The sequence below is a fragment of the Neorhodopirellula pilleata genome (genome assembly GCF_007859915.1).
Classification (GTDB): domain Bacteria; phylum Planctomycetota; class Planctomycetia; order Pirellulales; family Pirellulaceae; genus Rhodopirellula; species Rhodopirellula pilleata.
On record NZ_SJPM01000012.1, the window covers coordinates 130,206 to 154,987 of the forward strand.

Below are 24,782 nucleotides of genomic sequence, written 5' to 3' on the forward strand. Positions count from 1 at the left end.
TCGAAAGCAACCCCGATGGTAGCCGGATTTCGCTACCGTGAAAACATACAAGTAACAGGGACTGGATTCCAACCTGCGACCACAGGGTTATGCCCGTGACGCGTGTGTTCGGCACCGTACGGAACCGGATGCGGCGACTTTTTCGCTTGCGCGCCTATGAGAACGTGTCCTTGCGCAGCTAACGAACGTAACCAACCTCCGCGAATGATGCTCCGGTGGCCGACTTCGGATCACTGTCCCGATCGATGAAACCGAAGCAGCCTGGCAACTTGGTCTTGAATGAGTCAGGACGATTCGTCCTAAGTTGCCAATGTGCACCGCAATCAAGACTCCGTGCTGGCACGCTTCGTGGTCCGGTTTGGACTAAACCGATGAGTGCCCTGGGCTTTCTCGGGTCTACTGGTCGGTTTCGTGACTGCGTTACTTTTGGGATCCGAAGGGACTAAGTGCTCGCAGCTGTGTTTCCCGAGATAGGTATAGTATACATCACTTGTCCGCTAGAATAACCAATTCTCGCCGACCGTTAGCGATACATTCAGTTTCAGAACTTTCCAGGACGTCAAAATGACAGACTTACTCAAATTGTTTATCTTAACGTTCGGTTGCGCGATTGTTCAATGCGGACTCTTGCAATCCAACGCGGTTGCTCAGGTCCCATCTGCAGGCCCCGAATACGAGGTTCTTAAAAACGATGCCGGGGAGTGGGATGTTGAAATCACCAATTACGCAACTGGAACTCCTGAAGTCACCAAGGGCATTGAATCCAACAGGATGCTGGGCGACTTTTGGCTGATCAGCAACTTTGAAGGCAAAATGATGGGGTTAGAATTCAAAGGCCATGGAAGCACTGGCTATGACGCCGAGACAAAGAAATACGTTGGAACCTGGGTGGATTCTTTGAGTCCTGGAATAATGCATATGAAGGGCAACTACGACAAAGACAAAAAGACAATGACACTTGTCGGAATTGCACCTGGCATGGACGGCAACCCGGCCAAACACAGGTTGACCACGGTCTACATGGATCGAAGACGTGTGATGACCATGTACATTACTCCCCAAGGCAGCGAAGAAACCAAGTTCATGCAATTGGCTTACACAAGAAAAGAGAAGTAGATGAGCTGATTATCAGCATCACGCAAGATTTTGACCTGCAAGCGTTTCGAACGCTTGCTTTTTCTTTCCGCAGCAGTCGTTGGCTTCAACAATTGTGCCGGTGTAGTGCCGCCCGCGCTGCATAGTGAAGCCGAGCGGAAACAGTTCTCGACCGATAGCCGGAACAGACTAAGACAAAGGGCTTCAGAGTGAAACTCCGATGGCACATATCAGCAGTAGGTGCATTAAGTGGAAATGCATAATGTGGGCGTATCCTTGGTCGAACAGCAAGGGAGTCTGCGGGCACTGAACCTACTCCGGTGGCCGACACCGGAGTGTCTTGCGATCGACGAAACCAGAGCGTCCGACGCCGCACGTGATCAACACATGCAGGTGGGGATGCCAGTGCAAGAGTTGTCGGTGAGTCTGAATCGCCGCAATCATGCTCGGTACGACATTGTCGCGCCCCAGCAGCCTTCGGGCTTCCGCCTTGAGGCACCTCCCGGCACAAGACGAAAGTTTACCCGGCAGCCCGCGATCAAAGCGGTTGTGACTCGACGGAGGTTACGCGATTGCCGATGGTTTCCAACGCATCATGATAGCGATCCGTCGCCTTCGCATTTCCCAGCGGGCCGTATCGAGATTGGAGAACGCTCAGTCGTTTCAGTGTGTCGGCCAACAACTCGTCGTTGTACTTGGAGCTTATCATCGACTCCGATACGTCGGTCTGTCTATCGGCCTGCACGGTTAAGCGGCCCAGAATCGATTCCAATTCGTTGGCGGCCGTTTCGATGATTCCGCCTAGCTGATCATAGTCTCGTTGATTGTTTACCGAATACGATGCACCCCAGACTCGGTAGCGGATCATCTTGATTTCGTGGGCAAGACGCTCGGAAGCGGATTGGGGCGAGGGAATCGGTCGCCAGGCCGTCTCCAACGTCGATCCGATTTGCTCTGCGGCGGAGAGCTGTAAGTAGAGCGACTGTTGCAACTTCGCATTGTTCAGTTTGCTGTTGCTCATAAGTCGTTTGGCCGCATCAATGACCTGCTGCGCTGACGCCGTCACCTCGTTTTTTATACGATCCTTCAGCGATGAAAACTGTTCTTCTGGTAGCGGTCCGATCGCGATGGCGCGTGTCGATAAGGATTGGCAACCTGTGCTGAAGCCGTTCAGTCGTGGTATCGCATTGTCCCTCGAATCTTCGTCGCTGATCGATTCCATTTGAGCGAGCACCGCAACGACAGCACGCTGGAAATTGTCCAGCACCTTGTCGGGCGAGTCCTCGTTTTTCAAGTAAGTCTTGACGGCCTGGAGCGGTATTTTTTCGCGGCCCAAGTAAAGCCCGACACCGATGCTTGCCATCGCCAAAATCACCAACAACACGATCGCTGCGCGAATCAGACTCTTGCGTTGACGATCCATTGTGCCGGAAACTTGACCGGCGATTTTTTTCCACAGGCGACGTTTCGGCCGATGCACAGGCTCGGTGATAACGACGGCGGGCGGAAGTTCGTCGAACGCGGACGTGCTGACCGCGGACAACGATTGTCCTTTGGCGGGTAACTGGATCGTTTGACGGCATCCCGGGCAGACCGCTCGCGAAGCGACATCCAGCCTGCGAATCTTCATCGACAACCCGCATGCGGGGCACTCGATCAAATCAGAATCGGCGGAAGTGGACATCGCAGAGCCTATTCGACCAGAGAGATTTCTAACCTGCGCGATTCTAGCACGCGATTGGAGATCAGTGAACGGTGTCACCAAGGCTGGCGATCGAAAACTAGCCGAGGGTGCATTAACGTCCCTACCGCCACGGACTCATGTGTCGATTCTCTCGCCGCTCATCAGCTGATGCAGTCGCTTGGCTGCTTTCTTAATCGAATGTTCTTAAACGACGTTGTTGCGGCCTTCTTCGGACAATCTTTCTCGTAGCTCGCGTTGTCGTCCCCTGCAAAGGTGATGGTGTTCCCGACTGAAGCCCCTACTCGGGTTGGCAGATTGGGATACACAACGTGCAATCGATACCACGGAGTGTGGCGATCGTTTGCGACAGCCGTGAACCGAGGATTAATTCGGATGGATAAAGATCGTAGACAAAATTCAGTCGCGGTTGATAACCGCTGGCGGGCAACCACTGTTCTGCAAAGATTCGCCAAGTTCGATCGAGTTCGGTAAGCGATCCGTGAAAATGAACCAACGCCGTTTGGCCTCCGGGGATGAAGGTCGTGCTGGCAACGCGGTCAGTCTGAAACATGCTGTTGATCTCGATTGCCGCATCGTATCGGTAGACGGCCGACGATGCTTCGATGTGGTCGCTCCAATCATCGTAATGGATTCCCAGGAACGTCGAGTTCTTTTTGGTCAGACCACGTTGTCGACACCACCGTATCATTTCGGGCCATATCCCCGCCATGCCGCTGGTCGGTCCCATGTAACGCATCAAAGCGATCCGCCGCGTCGGCGTCCTTTCGATTTGGACTGACAACGGGCAAGCGGCGAGCGCACCGCGATCAGCTGACGGAGCGCCGGGTGTCGGCAGTTTGATGTAGGCGTGTCGCAGGTTGTTGGCGCGGAAATCGGCGGGCGATTGTCCATAGGCTTTAGTGAAAGCGTGAGTGAAACCGGCATGGGTGGCGAAACCGGATTCCATCGCGACTTGGGTGATCGGGCAATCGGAATTCTTCAAGATGAACGCCGCGTTGGCCAGACGAAGTCGCCGCAGATGCGACATCACGCTTTCGCCGACGACCTGGCGAAAGAGCCGCTGGAAATGGAACTCGGACAAGTCCGCATATTCCGCTAGTCCGGCGACGGTGAAGCGAAAGTTCAAGTCGCATTCCATCAACAGGCAAGTGTCGACGATTCGGCGTCGGTTGTTGTCGGAAATGTCCGGCATCGCATCGATGTTGGTTTGGATGATGTGTTCAACCGAATGCTTATCACGCGACGAGACGGGGCAAGGGTTGCGGTCGCGGCGTTGCCCTCACGGCTGATATTTGAATCACTGATTATAGGAAATCGTCTTTTGCCGGTCAGTTCGAACCTCGTCCGGCCTGTGAAAATAGCATTCCTCGACAAGCCTAGCAGTCTCCCCCGCACTAGAATGTCGTTTGTCCATAAGTGGTAACCCGTACTTCATCCGCCAATTCCCAGCTTGCGCGAGTCCGGTCATGTTTCAACGCTGTTGTGGAGTCGATCCAAGTATTCAGGAGTCCGACTATGTCGCGAGATTCGTACTTTGAGATCCTGAACACTATGCAGCGCAATGATAGTTCGAAGCGCGGCTCCCGATTGCGAAATCGACGCTTTTTGCGCCTCGAGCAACTTGAGAATCGCGAAATGTTGGCGTGTGGAGTCGAAGTCATCCCAGACAATCACCCCGGTTTGACCGGCGAGTTTTCGGCGAGGATCGATGCTGAGACGGATTCCTTGATATTGAAGTTTGAGAACGCCGAAGACGCAGAGGGCATCAAGGTCTTTGGGACTGGACTTACCTCGGCCGAGGGCCATCGGGTTGGTAACTTCGACTTGGACTTTGTGCAGGACACGACGCGAGTCGATTTGACATCGGAGTTGAAGCCATCTCCGGTCGCAGCGGGAAACGCTGAGTTTCGAATTCGAGATATTTCAGCCAAAGTGCTTGCAGCCTACACTCCCATCCCGATTCCCATCGACCGCGTGATCCAGCCTCGACCTCAAGGTTTCGGTGCAGTCGAGATCACACAGCTAGCTGAACGCGCGGCGCCTGGAGTCGAGATCGAATTTGCGGAGGGACCAGCCGTCTTAGTTTTTCGCAATAACAATGATCTCGACGTTCAGTTGAGTGGTACGCCGGTTCAAGTAGTCGCTGGCAACGGAACGCTTTTAGATGGAACCCAAATTCGGTTTGGCGAAGAGTTCACAGTGGGGATCGACCTCTGTAATGTCGCAGGACGGGAGTTCTTTGGGGATGTTTCCCGTCCCGGCGGTTTTCGCAGTGAGCGTTTTTCCGTTGACGGGATCACTTCGACTTACAACGACTTTGAGTTTCTGCGCTTCGAACAAGTAGAGTTTTTGCCCCTCTTGAGCGTATTCTCCATAGATACAAACCACCTACTTCTCATGCCAGTGGGCATCTCCGCCGACGATATTGCTCAGGGAGTTCATAAGCAACGGCTCCGTGACGCGGGCAACCTCTTTAACGTCGATGAATTGCCATTGTTTTTATCCGTGAACTATGGGGATGGAACCACCGAGGTGATTCCCTTCGAATTGGGAATGAACCTTCAAGCAACGCTGCGGCACGTTTACACAGAGCCCGGCGAATTCAATGTATCCGTACAGGTTGTCCGCGAGTTTCTTGATCGATTTGTCTCGTTCTTGGATATCCGGTTCGACGAAAAAGTCGTTGTTATTCAAGAAGGGACTGAAGATCCGGATGCACCGTTCGTAGGTGTAAATGGTCTCTTCGAGATCGACAAGTTTGATGTCGTGACCGACGGCAAATCGGACAACAACACGATCAGTGGAGGCGTACGCATTGGTGCCGTTCACGGGCGGCTCGCTGGCGGAGTCACGGGCGACGTCAAGATCGGGACACGTGTGCAATCGTTTATCGGGGCGAAGACGGGCAATCTGATTGATGCCAGAAACTTTTTTGATGCGATCGCTGTGGTGGATGTCCAGAACGCCGCGGGCGCGCCGCGACAATCGTTCAGTTTTGACTTGGAAGACGCAATCGCCGCCGGAGATCTCGGCGGGTTCTTTGATCCCAGCGTGTTTGTACCCGCTGGGATTAAGCACCCGGAAACTAGATTGACGTTCCTCTTGCTCGACTCCACGGGAACAGAGGTACTCGACGAGATTCGATTACTGCTCGACGATGTCGAGGCGCTTTTTGTCGAAAGTTCAGAGCGACTGGCACAGCCGGTCGACGTGGATATTCGCACACAGGCCGAAGTGTTGCACCCAACGGGCGATCCGACGCAGCCTTTCGATCCACTGACCGTTTTCGTCACAGCAGAGAACATCCTTTTCAATCTTGGTCCCACCGATGACCCCGCGACGCTGACCATCGACTTTGGGGACGGCACGCCACTGGTTGTGCAATCGATCGTGCCAAAACGATCCAAGGACGGAGGATCGCTTAACGACGGTATTTTCGCCGAAGTGCCGGACTCCTTCACCGCGGAATTGTCTCGCCAATTTACACATCAGTACACCCAAATCGGCGAGTACATCGTTCGCGCCACGTTGACTTTGCCGAACGGCCAGCAGTCTGCGGAAGAACGAAAGGTCTCGGTGGGACCGCTGAATCCACCTTCGTTCTCGGTCTCTTCGGTTTTTACGGATCGTATTCATACCGCCCCTGGAGTCGCCAAACTTCGCGTGTCCGGCTCGGTGGCATCGGCGCAAATCGGCGAAGAAGTCAGTTTGTCATTTCAGATCGGCGATCGTACCCAACGGATCACGACGATCCTGGACGGCAAAGGCTACGACGTCGAATTGGATCAAATCGACCTGTTGGAACTAATTCCAGAAGGGACGCGTGAAATTGCGTTGAAAGGACTTGTTAGCGTCAGCGGCCAGACGATTGGTGACGGAGTGTTTCCATTCCAGTTCAAAGTCGAGCGGCAGCAAATCGAATTGGGCAGCTTCTCCCGTTCTCTTGGAGGCGATCCGGATGACCCGCTTGGAGGTTTCGCGGATGACGACAACTTGACGTTTTTTGGCATCGGAGACGAATTCGATATTAGTGTTCCGATCGCGTTGCTACGAGGACCGTTCGGGAATCGGCAGACGGTTCAAGATACGGGCACTTTTACCTTTGTCGCGACCAACCGTAACATGCACTCGGTGAGTGACATCGCGTCGCTCGCGAGTGCGGCGGTGGGCGGCGGTTTGTTCGACGCCCCGCGCATGTTGAAAGAGGGCGTGATAACAATTAAGTCGTTCCTGATCGATCCAAACACAAACGGTCGGACACAGATCGACGAAAAGTCCTTCAGTATTCCCGATCTGCTATTGGCACCCAAGTTAAGTCTTACGGCCACGCCAGTCATCGAAGGAGCCGTCAACCTGGGCGGCATCGGCGGCACGTTGTTTAACATGGTCGGAGATTTGACAGTTACGATCGATTGGGGAAATGGCGAGCCACCGACGTTGCTCCAGCGAACGGGAGCGTTTTCGGGCAACCCGCCGTCATTTAACACTCAGCAGGTTCCGCATCAGTATTTCGACGACCCGGCTGGACCTGAATCAGGCCAGACGTTCCGCGCCGTGGTTGTGGTGACGGAAGGTGGGAACGAGATCGCTCGCGAATCCATTGATGTACCTGTCAGCGATCGCGGCCCCGCCGGTTTGCATTTAGACGTCACTGTGACATCGGCCGCGCTCGATCCTGTATCGCAACGCGAAGCCGTGTTAGAAATCACCGGCAGCGACACTTTGGAGAACGGCAACCCAAGCCTAGATGACCTGAAAGCGACGGTTCTTTGGCGCGACGGGACGACAAACATATTTGTCATACCGCAAGGCGGCGGAACCGTGACGGCACGCCACACTTACGATCAACAGTTCTTGGAAGACTTGGCTGCTAACGGCAGTGAGTTGCGCGTGGCAAGGCCGGCGGTAACGCTGGATGATGATGATGGTTCGCAGATCACTGAGTTGGTCAACATCCTGGGTTCGCCCAAAATGTCGATTCGTTTCCAGGACGATCCTGCGTTGCTGCGGGCCGAGTGGAAGGATCGTTTTGGTCCGGAGTTGGCTGCAGGTAAGGCATTTGTTGGCGAGCAGGTTGATGTGGTGATCGCACTGACCGAGGCGGATCGTCGCCGCGTTGATGCGCTATCCGCAGACGACGAGTTCATCATTAACGTCGAACTGGGGGATGGACAGACGCTGGAGCTGGTCGGGCGGCGCGTATCCGGGACAGCCTTGCGAGAGGAGTTTCATGTTCGCAACGCTGATGGAACGCTGGGTTCGCGACTGACCTACAACGATGTTAACGGGCAGATCGAGCTCGAAGATTCCGCGACGCGTGAATCGTTAGTCCGATACGATCGGGCCGGTGTCTTCCGTGTTCGCGCTTTTGCTTCGACCGTTCAGGCTCAAGGGGATCTCGTGCCGATGGCGGCTGCGTTCGTCGCCATCTATCCGCGCGTCGAGGTCGTTCTCGGCGACGATGGCAGTGTTACGATCAAGACTCAGGTCGGTAATGTCGACGCGAAACCCGCCCTCAAGCTTGGCATTCCCGGCGAGGACATTGGCATCGAGGACGCGGTCGGGTTTGTCGGTTTCTCGGATTTGGACCGTTTCCGAGCTCCCAGCGATCCTCGACGCGACATCAGTGCCGGTATTATCCGGTTTGAACAGGGAGAACTTCCATTTGACGTCGCCGTTGGTGGTGAGCTGCAAATCTCGCTCGAAGTGTCCCGGGAAGAGACGGCAAGTGGTGGCGTAATCGGATCGCAACTTGTGCTGCCATTTATCTTCGGCGCTGGCCAAATTCGGCCAATCCAAGTCATCGCTTCGGCGACCATTGATCAGAATGTTCCTGTACCGCTGAGCCTGATACTATCGGACGTTGATCGAGAGATCGTGAACTCCCTGCCGTCCGACCCGTTTGCCGATGGCGGAACCTTTATCATCACCTTGAGTCTTGGAGACGGCACTCCAACTGTTCTGTTGGCGCGTCGGCCTATCACGCCGCCCAATACGTTTGAAGTGCATGCATTTCCCGAGGACATACGCTTCGGCTTGGGCTTGTTTGACCGCAACACCGGACGTGAAAGGCCGCTTTCCGATGAACTCGTCGCTTACGACACGGTGACTGGGACTCTGCGTCTGGACCGGCTTACCAATGAAACGCCGTTTGTCGTCTACAAGCGTGGCGGCCTTTTCGAAATATCGGCAATTACTCCGGAAGCGTTTGGTAATGCCTTCATTTCGGTGAGCGATCTGGCCCCATCCGTTGTGCCGGGATTTGAGCAGGATTCATCCGGACGTTTCACTAACACACAGTTCAACCTGCATTTTACCAACGGTGGCAGGGTCAAGATTCGCGACGAAGAGCGGGAGGTTCCCGCTGGTCAGAGCCTCGTCAGCCTGGACGAATTCAATATTCTTCCGGGAGAAGCATTTCTCATCGAAATCGAGGAATTTAGAAAGGGTATCCTGCGCAAACTCGAAATCGTCGCTCCTTCCGCGCCCGATCTAGAAACAAAGATCGAAAACCTAACCGCTAGAAGCACCGACGATAATCAGGTGAAGGTCACAGGTAAATTGCCGGGAGAGTCACGCGACGTAATGATGACCGCCACCGACTCGTTGGGGAACGTGTTGGGACAAAGCACAATCGTTGCGGGCCAAGGAGTGTTCGAATTCCATATCCTTCGGCCGACAAACGCTGGCGATGATTTTCTCTTTCTCGAACTGAACAACGGCGAGGCAATTTCGCATGTCTCCACCGAGATCCGAAACAACATCAACATTGATGTTCAGAAGAATCAGACAACGAACGAGTCGCAAGAACGAAACTTGGAAATCCGACTCGATATCCTGCAGCCCGAGATCGAGTTGTTGAACGTGCTTGTAGAAACGTTGGCCGGACAATTGGCAGCACAAACGTCGGGCGGCGAAGTCGTCGGATCAAACCTGCAATTCAACGGTACGGTCGAAGAGGTTCGGCAGTTTTTGGAGTCGGTTGTCTTTCGTCCCGTACCGGGTGAACTCAAGAAAGCGTTCGTTGATATCATCGTCGAGGATCGTATCGACCCAACTGATTTAGACGCGGCACGTATTGAGCTCACGGTTGCAACGGCCCCTGCGAGGACGCGAGACTTCGGTGATGCACCAGCTCCGTTTCCAACCACACTCGCGGCAGACGGAGCGAGGCACATTGCGACCGGGCCAATGCTAGGTCAAGCTGTTGACACAGAAGCCGATGGTGTGAAAAGCGACGACGCCGATGGCGATGATACGAGCGGGGCAACGCCGGACGACGAAGATGGTGTCGCATTCGGCAGTACCTTGCTCGCAATCAGCGATTTTGCGACGACCGCCAACGTTTTGATTACAGCGTCGGAAAGGGCCAAGCTGGATGCGTGGATCGATTTCAACGGCAATGGCAATTGGGACGATGCGGGTGAGCAGATCTTCGCGAGCCACGACGTCGAAGCGGGCGAGAACACGCTCAGCTTCACAGTGCCGGCCAGCTCGAGCGTGGGGCAAACGGCTGCTCGATTTCGCATCAGTACCGCTGGCGGTCTGTTGCCGACCGGCCAAGCCGACGATGGCGAAGTGGAAGACTACCTCGTCACGATCGTTGACGGCGACACGGCGGCGGATGTCTCAGTTCATCTCCCCGGCGGCGAGACAAGCGTCACGATCGAAATTCCGGACGAGCCCGCCGAAGGTGAATCGCCCACCAACGCGACCTTGGTGGTCCGCACCGGTACGCAAGAACTGTTACGGGTTCCACCAGTGTCCGTCGCGTCGATCCGACTGATCGCGTCACCGCAGGACGATATCGTGTCACTGATGGATTTATCGGCGATCGTTGGCCGCGCGTTGACAGTGCTCGCCGATGGTGGCGATGGCAACGACACGTTGCGACTTCTCGGAGCCAACTTTGCCGTTGACTTGACGGGCGACGGCGGGACGAACCTTCAGAATTTCGAGGCGTTTGACATCATCGGCGACGGCAACAATTCGTTGAAGCTGGACGCGGACCAAGTCTTGCGACTCTCGCCCGCGAGCAGCACGTTGCTAGTACGATCCAACCCCGGCGACCGTGTCGAGATCGGAGAGGGTTGGGGACGGATCGCCACAGAGGTCGTCGATGGCGAATTCGTTCGCGTCGTCTCGCAGCAGGCCGCGACGCTGCGGCTGATCGGTCCCGACGAGTGGTCCAACCCGGTCGACCCGCACGACGTCAATAACGATGGTAGCGTGAATGCTGTGGATGCTTTAACGGTAATCAACGAATTGAATCGCCAACGGTTTTCCGATAACGAGGGACTGCTGGTACCTGCGTCAACGACTGGACCGTTTCCTAACGTGTTCTTTGACGTTACCGGTGATGCAAGGGCGTCGGCCCTCGACGCATTACGCGTGATCAATTTCCTCAATCTACGCGACTTCGAAAACCCGGCGGGCGAAAACCTGTCGAAACGTACGAGTCCGACATCCTTGATCGCCATTGCAATTGCGAACCACTCGATCGGGCAGTCGCCACCAAGATCAAACCGAGAATTCGACGGCACCATTTTGCCAGGCGGACAGTCGAATCAGAAGATCGTTGCAGAACTTCTAACGGACGATCGCACCGGATCGAAAGCCATGGTCGGCATGCAAAAGGAACGTGAAATTTTGGTGGATGCCGTTTTGCAGCAAATGGATGAGCCTCCATTGCCCGAACAGATCGCATCGTTGGAACTGCGTAACAATTTTTGATTGTGACATCCGGTGCGATCTATCATCGGGTCACCCGAGGTGATGGACGCAAACCGATTTTTTACGATCAAGGCCATTACGATCGCATGACAGATGGGGTGTTGGATGAAGTCACGCGGAGCGGATGGACGTTGTTCGTATCTTGTTGAATGCTGAAGGAAATGCTTCGCGTAGCGTCAAAATCGGGTTTTGGTTCTCATGTTTGCGTCCAATTCGAGACCCGAGGCAGATCATCCGCGAAGTTCATGCAGCATGCAGCTCGTGATTCGATCGCCTTTAAAGGACTAGGAACGCTAATCTGCGCTAATCGAACACTAATTGGATTCTCCTGCTCATCGTGTTGTACATCCTGATGAGTGTGCGACTAGCAGAGATTAGCGTTCTGGTACCTTCGATGGAGAGAATCGGCGTTGTTGATCTTCTTCGGTCACGGACGAACACAGATCTGCACAGATGGTGGATTCGCATTCGGATTTGCGGAAATCGGTGCAATCTGTGGCTGTCGAAGAACACCCGCGCCGGGGCCAGCGAAGCCCCTTGCTCTTTACGCCGAAGGCGTTGTTAGCCAGTAGCCCGGTGGTCGAGCGAAGCGATACAACCGGGCAACTTTCCTTACGCTGGCAGTTCGGCCAGCACCTGTTTAGTGCCGGCGATGTCTTAGTAAGCAAGATTGCCGCCAAACTCCGGGATTCGATCTGACTTTACCACATCGATCCAATGCTCAAGTTGTCGCCGAGGCGATTTCCAGAACTCCTTGCAGAGTTCAAAGTAATTCAAAACCACCTCTTTCTCGCCGCGCTCGAGCAGTTCCTTCGCCAAAAGCATATTTGGTCCGAAGGAATTGAGTTGAGGCGAGCCATTGGTCTTGCCGGCAAGAAGCAACCTTGACTTGGCCTCGTCAATCCTTCCTTGAGTAAGGGCAATCCGACCGAGAACAAGATTTCCATGATGAATTCGGTTGCCTCGATTCCATCCCGTCGCGTCATCGACAAGCATCATCTCCGCAAATTTCTTCGCATCGTCTATCTGACCGGCCTCAAACGCGGTCGCAGCCAAGGCGGCCAGAAGCGAATCGGATTCCATCGGATCAGAGCGATCGTACGCTAACTCATAATGACGAAACGCTTTGGCCGCAGCCGCGGTTCGAACCGGGCCCATCGGAAGCGAAGTCATGCCAAGCGAATAGAGCTGGCCAAGCGACGCTGGCCATTTGGGATCTTCCGCATCGAGCCGTTGTCCTTTCAGCAAGAAGTTTTCTGAGATTCTGCGATCATGCAGCAAAAAGAACTTGGACGCATTGCGGAGTGCGACGAGATTCTCAGGGGACTTTTGAAGAACGCTTAGCCAAGCGTGCTTGCAACGGTCGTACCCTTCGGGATCGAGCACCTTATCGAGCTGACTATACGGTAAGCCAAGAACCTCCGATTCCGGAGCATTTGCAATCAGCCACCTGACATGACGTTCCTTGGCGGCTTTGGCATCTGGATCTTGGCGTCCCTTGGTGAAATAGTAACCAAGAAGTTTCGTTCGCGATTCAACGTCGTCTGGTTTTTTTGCAACCTGCTCTTCGAGTGAAGCTTTCTCGGTCGCGTTCAACTGGCCCCCAAGCCTAGCAAGTATGTGAGCATCGTCAGCCATGCACGTCATTGCCGAAAAAGAGAGAAACACGAGCGTGAGACAAAAGAACGGTGTTGCATCGAATCGCATCTATCAGGACCTTGTTTTCGTAACCACAAACTGGATGTTCTCCAGGATAGTCTATAGGATCGTACGCAGCGGTTCAGTGTCCGAGCCGGCAGCAGTTAGTTTGGTGACGAGGACAACTCGTATTTTTTCTCACTACCGATCCAGCGGTGGTTGCTTGATCGCATTAGGATCAATAGCAAAAAAGTAAAGAAATGGAATCCAAGGATCGTGCCGGCGTTCTGTTCGATTTGGCCATCGCCGGCTTGTCCCATCGACTCCACTAGAGACGCGGAGACGACGAGTTGTGAGATAAGGATGGGAATCGCGAGCACGGCCGATGGCCACCAGCGGCCCAGGATCACGCTTAAGACGAACGTCCACACGAAAGCGTTGGAAACGATCACCACCAACTTTGTCGTCGATATTTCCGGCCATCGGCAACCCCAATTCAACACCGCCGCGATGATGGCGATGATGAACGTCATCTCCATCAGGTGCCGAATCTTCCGGCGGTGCGAGACGACCTGTTCAGTTCGATGAATGCGGCGTCGCGTCCACTGCCAAACGAGGATGGGTCCGGCCGTGGCTACCATCGTTGATAGCACCGCCTCAACGAATAACGACGAGTAAGGTCGCGACATCCAGCCGAGATATACGATTTCGACGATGCCGATGACCGCGACCGCAATTCGAGACCGGACGCGTTGCCTCGTCGGATCGGAAGCCGAGGGCAAATGAATCAGCGCCGCCCACGTAGCCGCCGCTGTCCAAGTCACCGCGAGCCCGCCCATCGCGAAACCCAAGACGAACCGACTGTCATCGGTCAAGTCGTCGAGCGTGGACGTTAATTTCAAAAGGCTCGCTATGACAACCAGGAACGCGAGCGACCAGATCCCGATCCAACCGAGCAGTCGCCAATCTTCGTGATCGCAATGAGTCGAAATAGCGTTCACCTAATGCTAAAGACTGTCGAGTCGCTGTTGCTGGATCGTTTGAAACGATCGGGGCAACTGTCCGTCGCGGCGATCAATCATCTGATGCAAGACCCGCGGATCGGTTTGGCTCGCTTGAAACCGGATCTCCCCGGAACCGAACAGCACATGCGTTCCGGCGGGGTGCAGACTGCCGATCGATCCGACGGCGGTCGGCGGATGCTTGACCCATGGATCGATCGCACCGACGATACCATCGCCCGCGTTGCGAAGCGTCGCCCGCGTGCCGCTGAGCCAACCCAGGTCGTCAAAGCCGGAGATTTTCTCGGACACAAAGGCGGTGTTGGAAAGCCCATCGCTGACGTCGTCGCGGGTGATCGCGACGTTCAGCACGAACACGCCGTGATCGGTTTCGTCGATCGGTTTTTCGGTGGGATGATGAAGCCCAACATAGCTACTCGCGTTGGCCGGGTCGCCGCTGCTCGAAGGACATTGAACGCCCGGATAACTCAATTGCAAAACGTCCGAGTTGGCGTCGTCGTAAACGCTCACCGATCGATCGATCCGTCGAGCGATCACGGGTTGGTCCATCAAGTCCATGAGTCGACCAAGCCAATTGTGATGATCGCCCGACGCCACCGATTCGATCGGTCCTGATTGAGCCATCGTGCCGATCGGAAACTGCATCCAGCGATCGTGATAACCTTGAATCGCCATCCCGATCGGAATCAGCCTCGACTGGCACTTAGCCCGTCGAGAAGTTTCTCGCATCGACTGCACCGCTGGGGCGGCCATTCCAACGAGCACACCGATCATTGCGATCACGACGAGCAGTTCGACCAGAGTGAAAGCTTTGCGGTTCATAATTGAATAAAAAGTAAACGGTAAGACGTAGGCTGGGTCGTAGCCGCTTCGGCGAAGACCCGGAATGTCAGTTTGACGTGGCGTCGACTTTCAGTCGACGTTCTGGGGATTGGCGACTGAAAGTCGCCACCACTTAGTGTTACCGCTCTACCAGTTCGGCGGTATACTTCGGCTCTTCACTCGACGATGAGATTCGTTTGACTTCGATCCAGCTTCGCGAAGGTTCGTTCAATGGAAGTTTCATGGTATCGTTCTCTTGAGTCAGTAAACCGGACTGGGCAACCGCTTCGATGGCTGCGCGTAAATCGGCGTGGCTTTGGCGTTGAAGTTCATGGCGGCGTTCGTGTGACGCCAAGCTTGTGACCGACGCGGCGAACGTTCCGACCATCAAAGCCAAAACGAGGACCAGAATCAACGCCACCGCCCCTCCGCGATATTTTCGGTTCGGGCAAATCGAACAGCGACTCATCGAGATCCCCTTCGCGCTGCCATGATTTTCAAGGGATCTTCCGGGCGCTCGATTTGAGTCAACGTCCATTGGACGATTCGATTATCGTCCTTGAGTGCGGTTTGAATGTTGAACATGGGACCGACGAGATACCGATCGCGTGATTCCTGGTCCGAAGTGTCATCGGATTGGGTTTGTTTGGTTCGTCGAATTTGGCCGGGCTCGATTCGGTAAATGATCGTCGTCGGCGGAGTGCCGTTCGAAATCGTCATCACCTCACCTTCGACCGTCACCTCGTCGGCCTCGGCCACATCACGGCGAACGTCATCGGCAAAACGGCGGATTTCGGATCGGGATAACCGACGTTCTTTGGCTTGTTTCGTGCTCTCACTTGCGATCGACATCAAGCCGATCGTGCCCGCCAACAACGACCCCACCAACGATAGCACCAAAACGATTTCAATCAGAGTGAAGCCAGACACAATACTTCGACGAGCGTGACGATGCGATCGACTCATGGCTGTCCCTTCAAACGCCAGTAATGTTTTGTCAAACGGCCGCTGGCGGATTGCGTGGTGATGATCGCGTGCCATCCCGTCGTGGAGGAAGCCTCGGTGGTATCGGATTCTGGAAGATCGGTCTCGAATGATTCAACGTCGACTTCGGCGTGCGACTCTGCGGCGATTCGCTTGGCCGATTCGATCCATTGTTCGTCATCAATGAGCGACAATTGTTCGGCGATGTTCTCGAGTTTCAACTGATGGGCCAACCGGTCCATCGCACCACGGTCGTAATCCAAACGACCTTGATGCATCTTCAACGTCACTCCCGATGCGACCGCCAAGAAGGCCAGCGCTAACATGGTTTCCAGTAACGTGAATCCGCGTGATCCACAGACGCGTGGTGCGATCATGAGAAGATCAAAATGAGATGGCTTAAGAATTCAAACACGGAAAACGCGTGCATCAAGACGAACAATCCGACTAACACCGTCGTCAGAGGCACGAACCACGCCATCCGACGTTTCCATCGTAGCGTTTGTCGGCGATGAATGTTGTCACATAAATGCTCGATCGCATGTGGCAAATGCCCGTTGGCCTCTGCAGCGGTGAGCCAGGCTTGCTCGCTCGTCGTGATCAAGCGTGCCCGTTGAAGAGAGACCGGCACCGATTTGCCGTCGTCGATCAGCCGTCGAGCGGTTTGGCAACGTCGACGCGACCATCGCGTTCGGGCGGTTTGTTCTGCGAATTCAAGAATTTGTCCGACGGGATGCCCGACCCGCATGCCCCGATGGAGCGAATTCAAGATCTCACAACGTCGTTGGTCGATCCAGCGTGGCCCGAACCAAGGGATCCAACGAACCATCCCCAACGGCAGATAGCGAATCACCCACGCGGCGAGCACCCAAGTAACGACGAGCAGCGCGATCACGTTACTCGCCGCTTGAACAGAACTGAACAATCCCGACTCATGTAAAAACGAACGTAAGGTTGCGATGTTATCGAATTCGTCCCTTAGGCGAATTAAGAACTCTCGCGTCGTCTTCCCAAACAACCACGCCATCAAAATCATGCTGATCGCGTACGTCATGTGTTGCGGTACCAGTGACGTCGATCCGGTACCTTGCCGTTGCGCCAACGCGTCGGTTGCCTTCCTTGCATTCGATGCACGCCATGTTTGTTCCCGGGACACGTCTGGATAAACCATCGCCGCGAACGTATCGGCCTCGATCGGAAGACGGGACTTACGGGCGGCATCGATCACCGGCACCCCGATGTTGACGCGTCGAACGAAACTCTTCGCTTGACTCGCCAAACGACTGCCCAGTCCATCGGACACACTTTCGACGACGACCGGCAACGGTGCCCCCACTTCAGCCGCACAGTGGAGCCAGCGGTTGAGCGATCGGGTTTCTTCGGAGTATCTCAAACGCGATGCCGTGATGATCGCAGCGACCATCAAGACCAACAACAGGATCGTCGTTGGGTGCGGGGCGGCGAGCAGAATGGCGATCAAGAAAGCGTACCAAAGTAGCCACTCAAACAATACCAAAACTGAGATCGGCCATAAACGAACCCGATCGGGCGGTCGACGCACGAGATTGAGTCGGATCGTGCGGATCGTGCCAGCCAGCATTCCGATTCCGCCCGCGCCGGCGATCATCAATAAAGGCGAGGTGACATTCATGTCAGTCCTCCGAGAACGGATGCCATGAACCGCGTCGAAACCAGCATCGCGAACGCCGCCAACCCAACCGATCCCAATAGACAAAAGATGGAAATCACCTGGATCGTCCGCTGCAACCGGGATGCGATCAGCTCGTGGCATTCCGTCGCCGCATCGTGCCAAACTCGGAGGGATTGGTCCGCTGATATTTGGCTTTGAGTCATGGCGGCTAACGCCATTATCGAACCTTCACGCGTCGGACAGGAGCTTAATACTTGACCAATTGATCGACCCGATCGGATTTGTTCAGCCGCACCGGTTGACCAAGGTTTCAAACCATCGGATTGCATCTCAACGGCTGCTTTCGAGAACGCTTGATCATAGGTCAACGAATCGCCGAGCGAATGGAACATCGATTGACAAAAATCAGCGACCGCGACGATCCGCATCGTCGAACCAACCCACGGCGTCGAAGCGATCATTTGCCAAGTCGTGCCCGGTAGTCGATGGTGAATCATCAACATCGCCATGACGTAACCCACCAATGCCAAGATCCCGATTCCCACGTAGCCCCAAATCAATTCGGTCATCCATCGCAGTTCCAGGGTTTCTTGATTCCAACCCTGCAGATAGACCGTGTCGTGGGCGACGTCCTCGACCGCGTGGATCAAGAAAGCGCCAACCAGCAAGGCTAACAGAAGATAAACGAAGCCGATCGTTAACGTTCCCGATAGACGACGTCTCGCCTCGATTCGGACGTGCCGCCAAACTTCCAACTCGGCGTCTCGACCGATGGATGAACGGTTCATGGCGTTACCTCCTTGAGGATTTCCAACAACGGCCACACCATTGTCCGAACCAGCCACACGATGACGGCGATCATCAGCACGGACGAAACCCAACGCGGCACGACATCGATCCACCATGTTCGGCGTCGATGCGATCTCTGGTCGTACAAAACCGCGAGTTGCCAAAGGTCGTTCTGAATCGATTCGGTGTCTCGGCTACCGCCGACCCAATCGGCCACACAAGTTTGAACGGCATCGGGCGTTCCTGCGGGCATCATCAATGAGGAGGCGGCGATCGAACCACCGCGAACCCGCTCGACGACGGTTTTCCAGGATTCGGCGAAGCGAGGACCGACGACTCGAGCTGCTGTTTCGAGCGTGCGGGCGGTTTCGGTAAGACCGAGTTGCAATGCCAACCAACGACAAAAGATTGCGTGATCTCGAAACGGATCGGACCGGTGGATCGACCGAATCAACCAAACGTAGACGCCGCCCGCAAACCCACCGACGACGATGACGGTTGCCACGACGGAGAGCAGGAAATTCTGACGGAAGGTTTGGTTGATTTGTTGAACCGATGGAGCGAACGCGTCTCGGATCGGTTCGGATTGGGCGAACGACGTGATCATGAATGGCAACACGAAAAACGCCACCGTCGCGGCCACGATGACGTTGAGCAACGGATTGATCGCCGCCAATCGACTCTGTCGCAATTGTTCGTCGCCATCGCGGATTAATCTCGCGGCCTCTTCGATCGGTTCGGTCGATCCGGTGCGGGCCATCACGTCCATCGCGATGCGAACAGGCTCGCGATGCGTTCTCGAAAGGTCGGCAATCGCATCGGCCGCCGAATGCCCCTGTTCGATGCGGCGGCGGACCCATCCGGCCGCCCTTCCGATCGGCCCCATGCCGGATTGATCCAAATCCACCAAACCTTCAACGAACGTACGTCCCGAACGAACCATCGCGACGATTTCGTCGAGCAACATGGTCAACGCGTCGTCGTCGAGCTGAGTCGGTTTGTCGGTCACTTCAGGTTGCTTCCTGGGGCTTGGTCATCGTTGATTCCTATTTTAGAACTCATGGACGTCCCCAAGACACGGTAAACTTCGGCTTCATCAGTTTGTCCCTGCTCGACCAAGCGGGTCGCTTGGGTCCGCAAGGATTCAACGCCCGCCCGTGTCGCGATCTCATCGATCTCGTGAGCGGGACGATGCTGAACCAATGCGTCAAAGATGGATTGACCGGCCTCAGCCCCGTCGAACGTGACCGCTTGGGCGATCGGCACTCGACCATCATACCCGGTCCCGTGGCAACAGTGGCACGCATCGTCCGTTATCCGTGATCGGCCCTCGCACGCCGCACATCGACGACGAAGCAAGCGTTGACACAAGATTCCTCTTAGACCGCTTTGGATCGCGAATGTGGGTAGGTTCATTTGCACCAATCGACGCAGCGTCGAGCCGATCGATCCGGCGTGGATTGACGAGAAGCACAAATGCCCGGTCATCGATGCTGCCAAGACCGCATCGGCGGTTTCAACATCGCGGATCTCGCTGACCAACAACACTTCGGCGTCTTGCCGAACCGCAGCGCGGAGTGCCGATGCCAATGTCAATCCGGTCATCGGTTGCAGTTGGCTTTGACTGATCGAATCGATCACCGATTCGACCGGGTCTTCGATCGTCAACACGCTGCGTCGCGGTTGTCCTGAACCGACTTCATGCGGGCCGGTTGGATGCGAGGCGATCCGGTTCAAGCACGCGTAAAGCGTCGTCGTCTTGCCGCTGCCGGCCGGACCGGCGACCAACAACCAACCATCGGTCGCGTCGCAAATGGATTGCAATTGCACCTTGATGTTGTCATCGAATCCGAGCTGATCGAGATCACGGATCGACTCGCGACGGTCCATGATACGGATCGCCGCGCGGGTGCCATGGACCGTGGGGAACACACCGACTCGCATTTCTCGTTCGTCGCCGTGCTGCGTCGTCCACCGCAGTGGACCTTCTTGGGGAACGCCGCCACGGTACGACGGCAATCCCGCCAACGCCATCAGACGGGCAACCGGGTCGCTTTCCTCACTGCGATCGAACGACTCGACTGGTTGCAACACGCCGTCGATCCGAAACGAGATTTCCCAAGTCGCCGAGCGGGGCTGGAAATGCACATCACTGGCCCCACACCCGATCGCCGCATCCAAAGTGGCTTTGACCATTTCGGTCGCGAACTGCGGACTCGACGGGGATCGAGCATCAATGGGCCACTGGATGAACGGTTTCATCTCCCGCGTTTTGGATTCGGGCGGCCCGCGTTGCTCTTGTTCGGCGGTGAGTGGACTTTCAGGATCGGCACGTCATCCAATACGACCACCGATCCCGTTCCCGTGAACCGCTTGGGACTCGACGAGTCGTCATGGAATCCTTGCTCGCCGTCATCATGGACGCGCGACGCGGTGATCTGGTCGACTTTGGATTGGCCGGTCGATCCGATACGGGGTTTGAAACATTTCCCCAGAGGACTGACCAAGAGGGCGGGCAACAAGATCAAATCGCCGATCAACGCGGCGGCGAGCATCACCAACATCAACGTTCCGAATCGCTGAGTGGGTGTGAACGTTGATAACGCGAACACGAACAGACCGAGCCCACCGACGATGGTCGTTTGGGTCATCGCGGGGCCGACCTTGCGATACGTGGCGATGATCGCTTCGACTCGCGTTTTGCCCTCTTCGAGGAATTGGCGGAACCATGACAAGAAGTGGATCGTGTCGTCGACGGCAACACCCATCGCGACGGACGCCGTCATCATCGTGCCGATGTCGACGGCGATGTTGAAGTGGCCCATCAAACCGAACACCAACAAAACCGGAAAGATATTCGGGATCATCGATACCGCGCCGGCGGCGAATCCAGTGACCATATTCCCCGGTTGCAGCCATTCGAAGGGGAATCGGCCTGGGTTCAGTAGCACCACCATCACCCCGCCGATCAACACGAACGCCATCATGATCGACTCGAGCAAACTGCCTAACAACGTTCGCTGGGCTTTGTAAACGACGGGGACGATACCCGTAAACAAGACTTGCGGCGACGTCGCGCGATCGACATCGAACACCGGCACGCGACGTGGCGTTTCGACAATGCGAATGCCGGTGCCATCGGCCGATGGATCGGAGTCGATCGTGACGATGTCTTTGCCGATCGGAGTGGCCGCGATCTGATCGGCGCGAATGACGATTTTGGCGGCGGCGAGATACTCCGTCGCACGCGAAGCGGCCAAGGGTGGAGCCGACCCGGATCGATTTTCAGAACCGAACGCTTCTTCAATGCCGCTGACCCAAATCACCGCGTCGACCGCCGAGACCAACTTCTCCCAAACTTCGTCGCCCGGTTTGGCTTTGGCGTCCGGGTCGTTCGGGTCGATCCAGATCGTACTCTTAAGCCGCTCGTTACCGAGCAGTTCCTTCAGCGTCGCTAAGTAAACCGTTTGCGCGTCGAGCGTTCCGTCTTCATGAACCAATTCCGCGCTTTGCAAATCGCCCACTCCGGTCGATCCGACGACGAGCACGCGTTGTTTCCCTGACAAACCGCCGGGTGCCGAACTTAATTCGGTAAGCAACGCCGCACGGGTCCGATAGGCTTCGATGACGGGCTCGACCGAGTGACGCAGATCGTTGATGAACAAGCCGTAGTCGTTGTCCGACAAGGCGCTGACCCGCAAACTCAATCGCCACATCTCGCTGCCGGCCAACGGCCCGGCTTTTTCAATTTTGACGAAATCGCTCTCGAACAACTCTTCTTTGGAAGCCGAGATCCGACGATTGAATTGGCTCCGCACGACGTCATAGCCGTTGCTCACTGCGGGCAGCGGTGGCAAGAACGTATCCATGCTCGACGCTTGCCCGACTTCGCCGGTGCCCTCTTCGCCGAGGGTTCTTGTGACGACCGTGCGGATCCGCGAGACAACTTCGATCCGCTCGAGCAAGGTAAGCGCGATCGGGTCTTCTTGTGGTGTCGGAGGTGGATCCGATGTCGCCACTTGATCGATGGCGTCCAGATGTTCTTTTTGTAACTCGACCGGCATCCGGACGATGATTTCCATCGGTACGAGGTTGCCGAAGTTTTCTTCCAACCACGCGTAGTCTCGCAAGATACGGGCGTCGGGGTCGAACAGTTTCAGCAATTGAACCGACGTCGTGATCTTAAACAGTCCCAACGAGGCCAACACCAAAACGATCATGCATGAAATCGCAACACCTCGGTAATGCGAGGTGATAAATCGGCCCACGCCCACCCACCAGCTGGCCAATTCGATTTCGAGTGCGGTTTGACCGCCGGTTGCACCGGCTAACTTGGCAGTTTCGGTTTTCTCACCGTCTGGTTCGTCGGCTTGGCTTTTGTTTCGTTTCTTCTGACCGGCCAACGGCGGCGAAAAAACTTCCAACGCGGCGGGAAGGTACGAAAACAAAATCGCGAGCGTCGAGAGCACGCCGATCGCGGAATACAGACCAAAGTTGCTGATCGGTTTCAGGTTGCTCGTGTAAAGCGAACCCAATCCGATGGCCGTCGTGATCGCTGCCAACGTACACGGCAAGATCGCGTGTTGAAGCGCTCGCCCGGCCGCGCCTCGGCGACCGCGTGAGCTGACTTCGTCGCGGTAGTAATTGATCACATGGATCGCGCCGGACAGACCAAGCACATACACAAGTGACGGCATGCTCAATAGAATCGCGTCGACGTGACCGCCTGTCCAACCGACCATCGACATCGACAACATCGCGCTGCTGCCGCCGACCATGAACAACATGATCGTGATCTTGAAGCTGCGAAAACAGAAGTACGAAAGCAACACACCGATCAAGATGCAGTAGCCGATCAAACGTACCAACGTGACCGTGCCCTCTTCATCGATCGCGATGTTGTCGACCGGTGGTCCGCCCATTCGTAGCGGCGGCATCCCGCCGACCGACTCGGGTGGTTCGCGATTGAACGGCGGTGGAGCGGTCGATGGCGGCGACGGCGGGTGCACGCCGCTTTGTTCGGCCAGGGCGAGCAAGCGTCCTTTGGGTGTTCCCAACGTACCGCGGCCGATCGCATACGCGAGGTTGTCTTTGGCCAAGTCCGTCAACGTGACGAGCAAGCACGTTAGCCGTGGCGGCGGTTCGACTTGCAACGAATCGAACACGGCATACCAGGCTTCGTCTTGAACCGGGATCGTGGCCGTTTTGATTCGCGAGACGTCGCCGTCGAATCGCTCGTCGGCGAACGCTTGCAACGTGTTTTGGACGATCATGTCCATCGCTTCGGGAACTTCATCGCGGCGCTCGGGCGGGAGTACCGATTTGAAGTCGTCGACGGTCCAATCGAACCCCGGCGGGACCGCTGGGGCGAACAGACTTCCCGTGAGTCGTTCCATCGCGCGGCGACGGGCGATCAGGGGACGTTTCTCGACATCCGTTAAATCGACCGGCCACAACGCGCCACCTTCGGACGCGAGTTCTTCGACGATCGTTTGCCCGGTTTGTACCGTTTCGAATAACGGGGCGCACATCAACGCCGGGTCGTTGTAAAACTCGTTGATTCGCTCGTCGGTCGAAGGTTCGCCGATCGCGGTGACCAGGGTCCCTTCGAGTTCGTAAACATTGAGCGCTCGTTTGATCGAACGGATCAAACCCGCCGGCCCGTTGTTGGCTTCTTCCCAACGATAAAAACGGCCATCGGGCGTCAGGAAATACCACGTCCCGTCCGCCGATGCGAGCCACTTTTCGTCCCGGCCGCCCCAGTTGTTGAGCGATTGTCCGGGCGGAAACAGTTTTAATTCCATGCCCAGCTCGCGGGCCCGAACCCGGGCGCGACGCTCCGCCAACGTCAGACCACTGGCGGCGGATTCTTCCTCGGCGAGCAGTTTGTCACGAAAATCGGCCGATTCGTGCAACAGCTTGTCTTCGAGCAGCCGCAGCCGCTGGTCACCGACGGTGCAGCCGGGCCAAGTCGCCAGCACAAAACTTTCGCCGGCGAAATGATCGGCGAACCAGTCCAATTCCGCCGTTTCCGGGAAATCGCTGGGTAACCAGTCCTTGATGTTGTTTTCTTTTTTCTTGAGACCCTCACGTGCCCCTCGAAAGGCGGATGGTAAGATAAAGAAAAACGCCATCAGCACCAGCAAAGCGACGCTGGTGCCCCAAGGACCGGGGCGTTCGAGAAAAGAGCGATGATCGGGGGACGAGGTCATTCGCGGGCACAAAGAGTGGAAAAAGACAGCATCTTACGCGGAAGAATCCACACAAACTAGCGAGAATTCTTTCTCAGAACCATCGCATTTCACCCGCTCGCACCTGATTCTAGTCAGGTCCCGACTTTCTA

Annotated in this window: 16 protein-coding genes; 2 read left to right on the top strand and 14 right to left on the bottom strand. The window is 55.7% G+C overall.

Translation table 11 applies throughout. The features are described from left to right. Nucleotides 1–564 precede the first annotated feature (564 nt). The gene (locus Pla100_RS22930) at nucleotides 565–1,116 is read left to right on the top strand and encodes a DUF1579 domain-containing protein (RefSeq protein WP_146580549.1); all 552 of its coding nucleotides are present in this window, start codon (nucleotides 565–567) and stop codon (nucleotides 1,114–1,116) included. Nucleotides 1,117–1,407: 291 nt separating this feature from the next. Here Pla100_RS22930 and Pla100_RS32475 read toward each other — a convergent pair whose 3' ends face one another. From Pla100_RS32475 to Pla100_RS22945, 3 genes are all read right to left on the bottom strand, one after another. After that, nucleotides 1,408–1,539 (bottom strand): transposase, encoded by a 132-nt coding sequence (locus Pla100_RS32475; RefSeq protein WP_146580551.1) that lies wholly within the window; start codon nucleotides 1,537–1,539, stop codon nucleotides 1,408–1,410. A 94-nt stretch (nucleotides 1,540–1,633) separates the two neighbouring features. Beyond that, nucleotides 1,634–2,779 carry a hypothetical protein gene (locus Pla100_RS22940; RefSeq protein ID WP_146580553.1) on the bottom strand — a complete coding sequence of 382 codons (1,146 nt, stop codon included), beginning with the start codon at nucleotides 2,777–2,779 and terminating at the stop codon, nucleotides 1,634–1,636. A 298-nt stretch (nucleotides 2,780–3,077) separates the two neighbouring features. After that, nucleotides 3,078–3,992: an AraC family transcriptional regulator gene (locus Pla100_RS22945; RefSeq protein WP_146580555.1), complete on the bottom strand. Its 915-nt coding sequence runs from the start codon at nucleotides 3,990–3,992 to the stop codon at nucleotides 3,078–3,080. Between the two features lie 443 nt (nucleotides 3,993–4,435). Here Pla100_RS22945 and Pla100_RS22950 point away from each other — a divergent pair, with 443 nt between their 5' ends. Beyond that, nucleotides 4,436–11,533 (top strand): GEVED domain-containing protein, encoded by a 7,098-nt coding sequence (locus Pla100_RS22950; protein ID WP_197168168.1) that lies wholly within the window; start codon nucleotides 4,436–4,438, stop codon nucleotides 11,531–11,533. Between the two features lie 657 nt (nucleotides 11,534–12,190). On the opposite strand, the gene Pla100_RS22955 is transcribed toward Pla100_RS22950, so the two are convergent. The 11 genes from Pla100_RS22955 to Pla100_RS23000 all read right to left on the bottom strand — a co-directional run bounded on the left by Pla100_RS22955 (nucleotide 12,191) and on the right by Pla100_RS23000 (nucleotide 24,651). Then, complete coding sequence (locus Pla100_RS22955) at nucleotides 12,191–13,171, bottom strand: RNA polymerase subunit sigma-24 (protein WP_146580559.1); 981 nt, start codon at nucleotides 13,169–13,171, stop codon at nucleotides 12,191–12,193. A 164-nt stretch (nucleotides 13,172–13,335) separates the two neighbouring features. Further along, the gene (locus tag Pla100_RS22960; protein ID WP_146580561.1) at nucleotides 13,336–14,172 is read right to left on the bottom strand and encodes a hypothetical protein; all 837 of its coding nucleotides are present in this window, start codon (nucleotides 14,170–14,172) and stop codon (nucleotides 13,336–13,338) included. 6 nt (nucleotides 14,173–14,178) lie between these two features. After that, nucleotides 14,179–15,015, bottom strand: a complete 837-nt coding sequence (locus Pla100_RS22965) for a DUF1559 family PulG-like putative transporter (RefSeq protein ID WP_146580563.1) — start codon at nucleotides 15,013–15,015, stop codon at nucleotides 14,179–14,181. A 139-nt stretch (nucleotides 15,016–15,154) separates the two neighbouring features. Further along, a complete protein-coding gene (locus Pla100_RS22970; RefSeq protein ID WP_146580565.1) occupies nucleotides 15,155–15,484 on the bottom strand; it encodes a hypothetical protein in 330 nt (109 codons plus the stop codon). After that, on the bottom strand, nucleotides 15,481–15,981 hold the full coding sequence (locus tag Pla100_RS22975) for a prepilin-type N-terminal cleavage/methylation domain-containing protein (RefSeq protein ID WP_197168169.1): 501 nt from the start codon (nucleotides 15,979–15,981) through the stop codon (nucleotides 15,481–15,483). Before Pla100_RS22975 ends, Pla100_RS22970 begins: the two co-directional genes overlap by 4 nt. Continuing rightward, on the bottom strand, nucleotides 15,978–16,376 hold the full coding sequence (locus tag Pla100_RS22980) for a prepilin-type N-terminal cleavage/methylation domain-containing protein (RefSeq protein ID WP_146580569.1): 399 nt from the start codon (nucleotides 16,374–16,376) through the stop codon (nucleotides 15,978–15,980). Before Pla100_RS22980 ends, Pla100_RS22975 begins: the two co-directional genes overlap by 4 nt. Continuing rightward, on the bottom strand, nucleotides 16,373–17,650 hold the full coding sequence (locus Pla100_RS22985) for a type II secretion system F family protein (RefSeq protein ID WP_197168170.1): 1,278 nt from the start codon (nucleotides 17,648–17,650) through the stop codon (nucleotides 16,373–16,375). The genes Pla100_RS22980 and Pla100_RS22985 overlap by 4 nt, the downstream gene beginning before the upstream one ends. Next, on the bottom strand, nucleotides 17,647–18,438 hold the full coding sequence (locus Pla100_RS31040; protein ID WP_197168171.1) for a hypothetical protein: 792 nt from the start codon (nucleotides 18,436–18,438) through the stop codon (nucleotides 17,647–17,649). Before Pla100_RS31040 ends, Pla100_RS22985 begins: the two co-directional genes overlap by 4 nt. Beyond that, the gene (locus tag Pla100_RS22990; RefSeq protein ID WP_231603415.1) at nucleotides 18,435–19,448 is read right to left on the bottom strand and encodes a type II secretion system F family protein; all 1,014 of its coding nucleotides are present in this window, start codon (nucleotides 19,446–19,448) and stop codon (nucleotides 18,435–18,437) included. The genes Pla100_RS31040 and Pla100_RS22990 overlap by 4 nt, the downstream gene beginning before the upstream one ends. Beyond that, the gene (locus Pla100_RS22995; protein WP_146580573.1) at nucleotides 19,445–20,701 is read right to left on the bottom strand and encodes a GspE/PulE family protein; all 1,257 of its coding nucleotides are present in this window, start codon (nucleotides 20,699–20,701) and stop codon (nucleotides 19,445–19,447) included. Before Pla100_RS22995 ends, Pla100_RS22990 begins: the two co-directional genes overlap by 4 nt. Then, on the bottom strand, nucleotides 20,698–24,651 hold the full coding sequence (locus tag Pla100_RS23000; protein ID WP_146580575.1) for an efflux RND transporter permease subunit: 3,954 nt from the start codon (nucleotides 24,649–24,651) through the stop codon (nucleotides 20,698–20,700). The genes Pla100_RS22995 and Pla100_RS23000 overlap by 4 nt, the downstream gene beginning before the upstream one ends. Nucleotides 24,652–24,782 lie beyond the last annotated feature (131 nt).

Excerpts from the sequence above, each read along its gene's own strand:
- Pla100_RS22945 (WP_146580555.1), bottom strand. The coding sequence starts at position 3,992 with ATGCCGGACATTTCCGACAACAACCGACGCCGAATCGTCGACACTTGC.
- Pla100_RS22940 (WP_146580553.1), bottom strand. The coding sequence starts at position 2,779 with ATGTCCACTTCCGCCGATTCTGATTTGATCGAGTGCCCCGCATGCGGG.
- Pla100_RS22950 (WP_197168168.1), top strand. The coding sequence starts at position 4,436 with ATGTTGGCGTGTGGAGTCGAAGTCATCCCAGACAATCACCCCGGTTTG.
- Pla100_RS23000 (WP_146580575.1), bottom strand. The coding sequence starts at position 24,651 with ATGACCTCGTCCCCCGATCATCGCTCTTTTCTCGAACGCCCCGGTCCT.
- Pla100_RS22965 (WP_146580563.1), bottom strand. The coding sequence starts at position 15,015 with ATGAACCGCAAAGCTTTCACTCTGGTCGAACTGCTCGTCGTGATCGCA.
- Pla100_RS22995 (WP_146580573.1), bottom strand. The coding sequence starts at position 20,701 with ATGAAACCGTTCATCCAGTGGCCCATTGATGCTCGATCCCCGTCGAGT.
- Pla100_RS22975 (WP_197168169.1), bottom strand. The coding sequence starts at position 15,981 with ATGAGTCGATCGCATCGTCACGCTCGTCGAAGTATTGTGTCTGGCTTC.
- Pla100_RS22930 (WP_146580549.1), top strand. The coding sequence starts at position 565 with ATGACAGACTTACTCAAATTGTTTATCTTAACGTTCGGTTGCGCGATT.
- Pla100_RS22955 (WP_146580559.1), bottom strand. The coding sequence starts at position 13,171 with ATGGCTGACGATGCTCACATACTTGCTAGGCTTGGGGGCCAGTTGAAC.
- Pla100_RS31040 (WP_197168171.1), bottom strand. The coding sequence starts at position 18,438 with ATGAACCGTTCATCCATCGGTCGAGACGCCGAGTTGGAAGTTTGGCGG.
- Pla100_RS22970 (WP_146580565.1), bottom strand. The coding sequence starts at position 15,484 with ATGAGTCGCTGTTCGATTTGCCCGAACCGAAAATATCGCGGAGGGGCG.
- Pla100_RS32475 (WP_146580551.1), bottom strand. The coding sequence starts at position 1,539 with ATGATTGCGGCGATTCAGACTCACCGACAACTCTTGCACTGGCATCCC.
- Pla100_RS22980 (WP_146580569.1), bottom strand. The coding sequence starts at position 16,376 with ATGATCGCACCACGCGTCTGTGGATCACGCGGATTCACGTTACTGGAA.
- Pla100_RS22985 (WP_197168170.1), bottom strand. The coding sequence starts at position 17,650 with ATGAATGTCACCTCGCCTTTATTGATGATCGCCGGCGCGGGCGGAATC.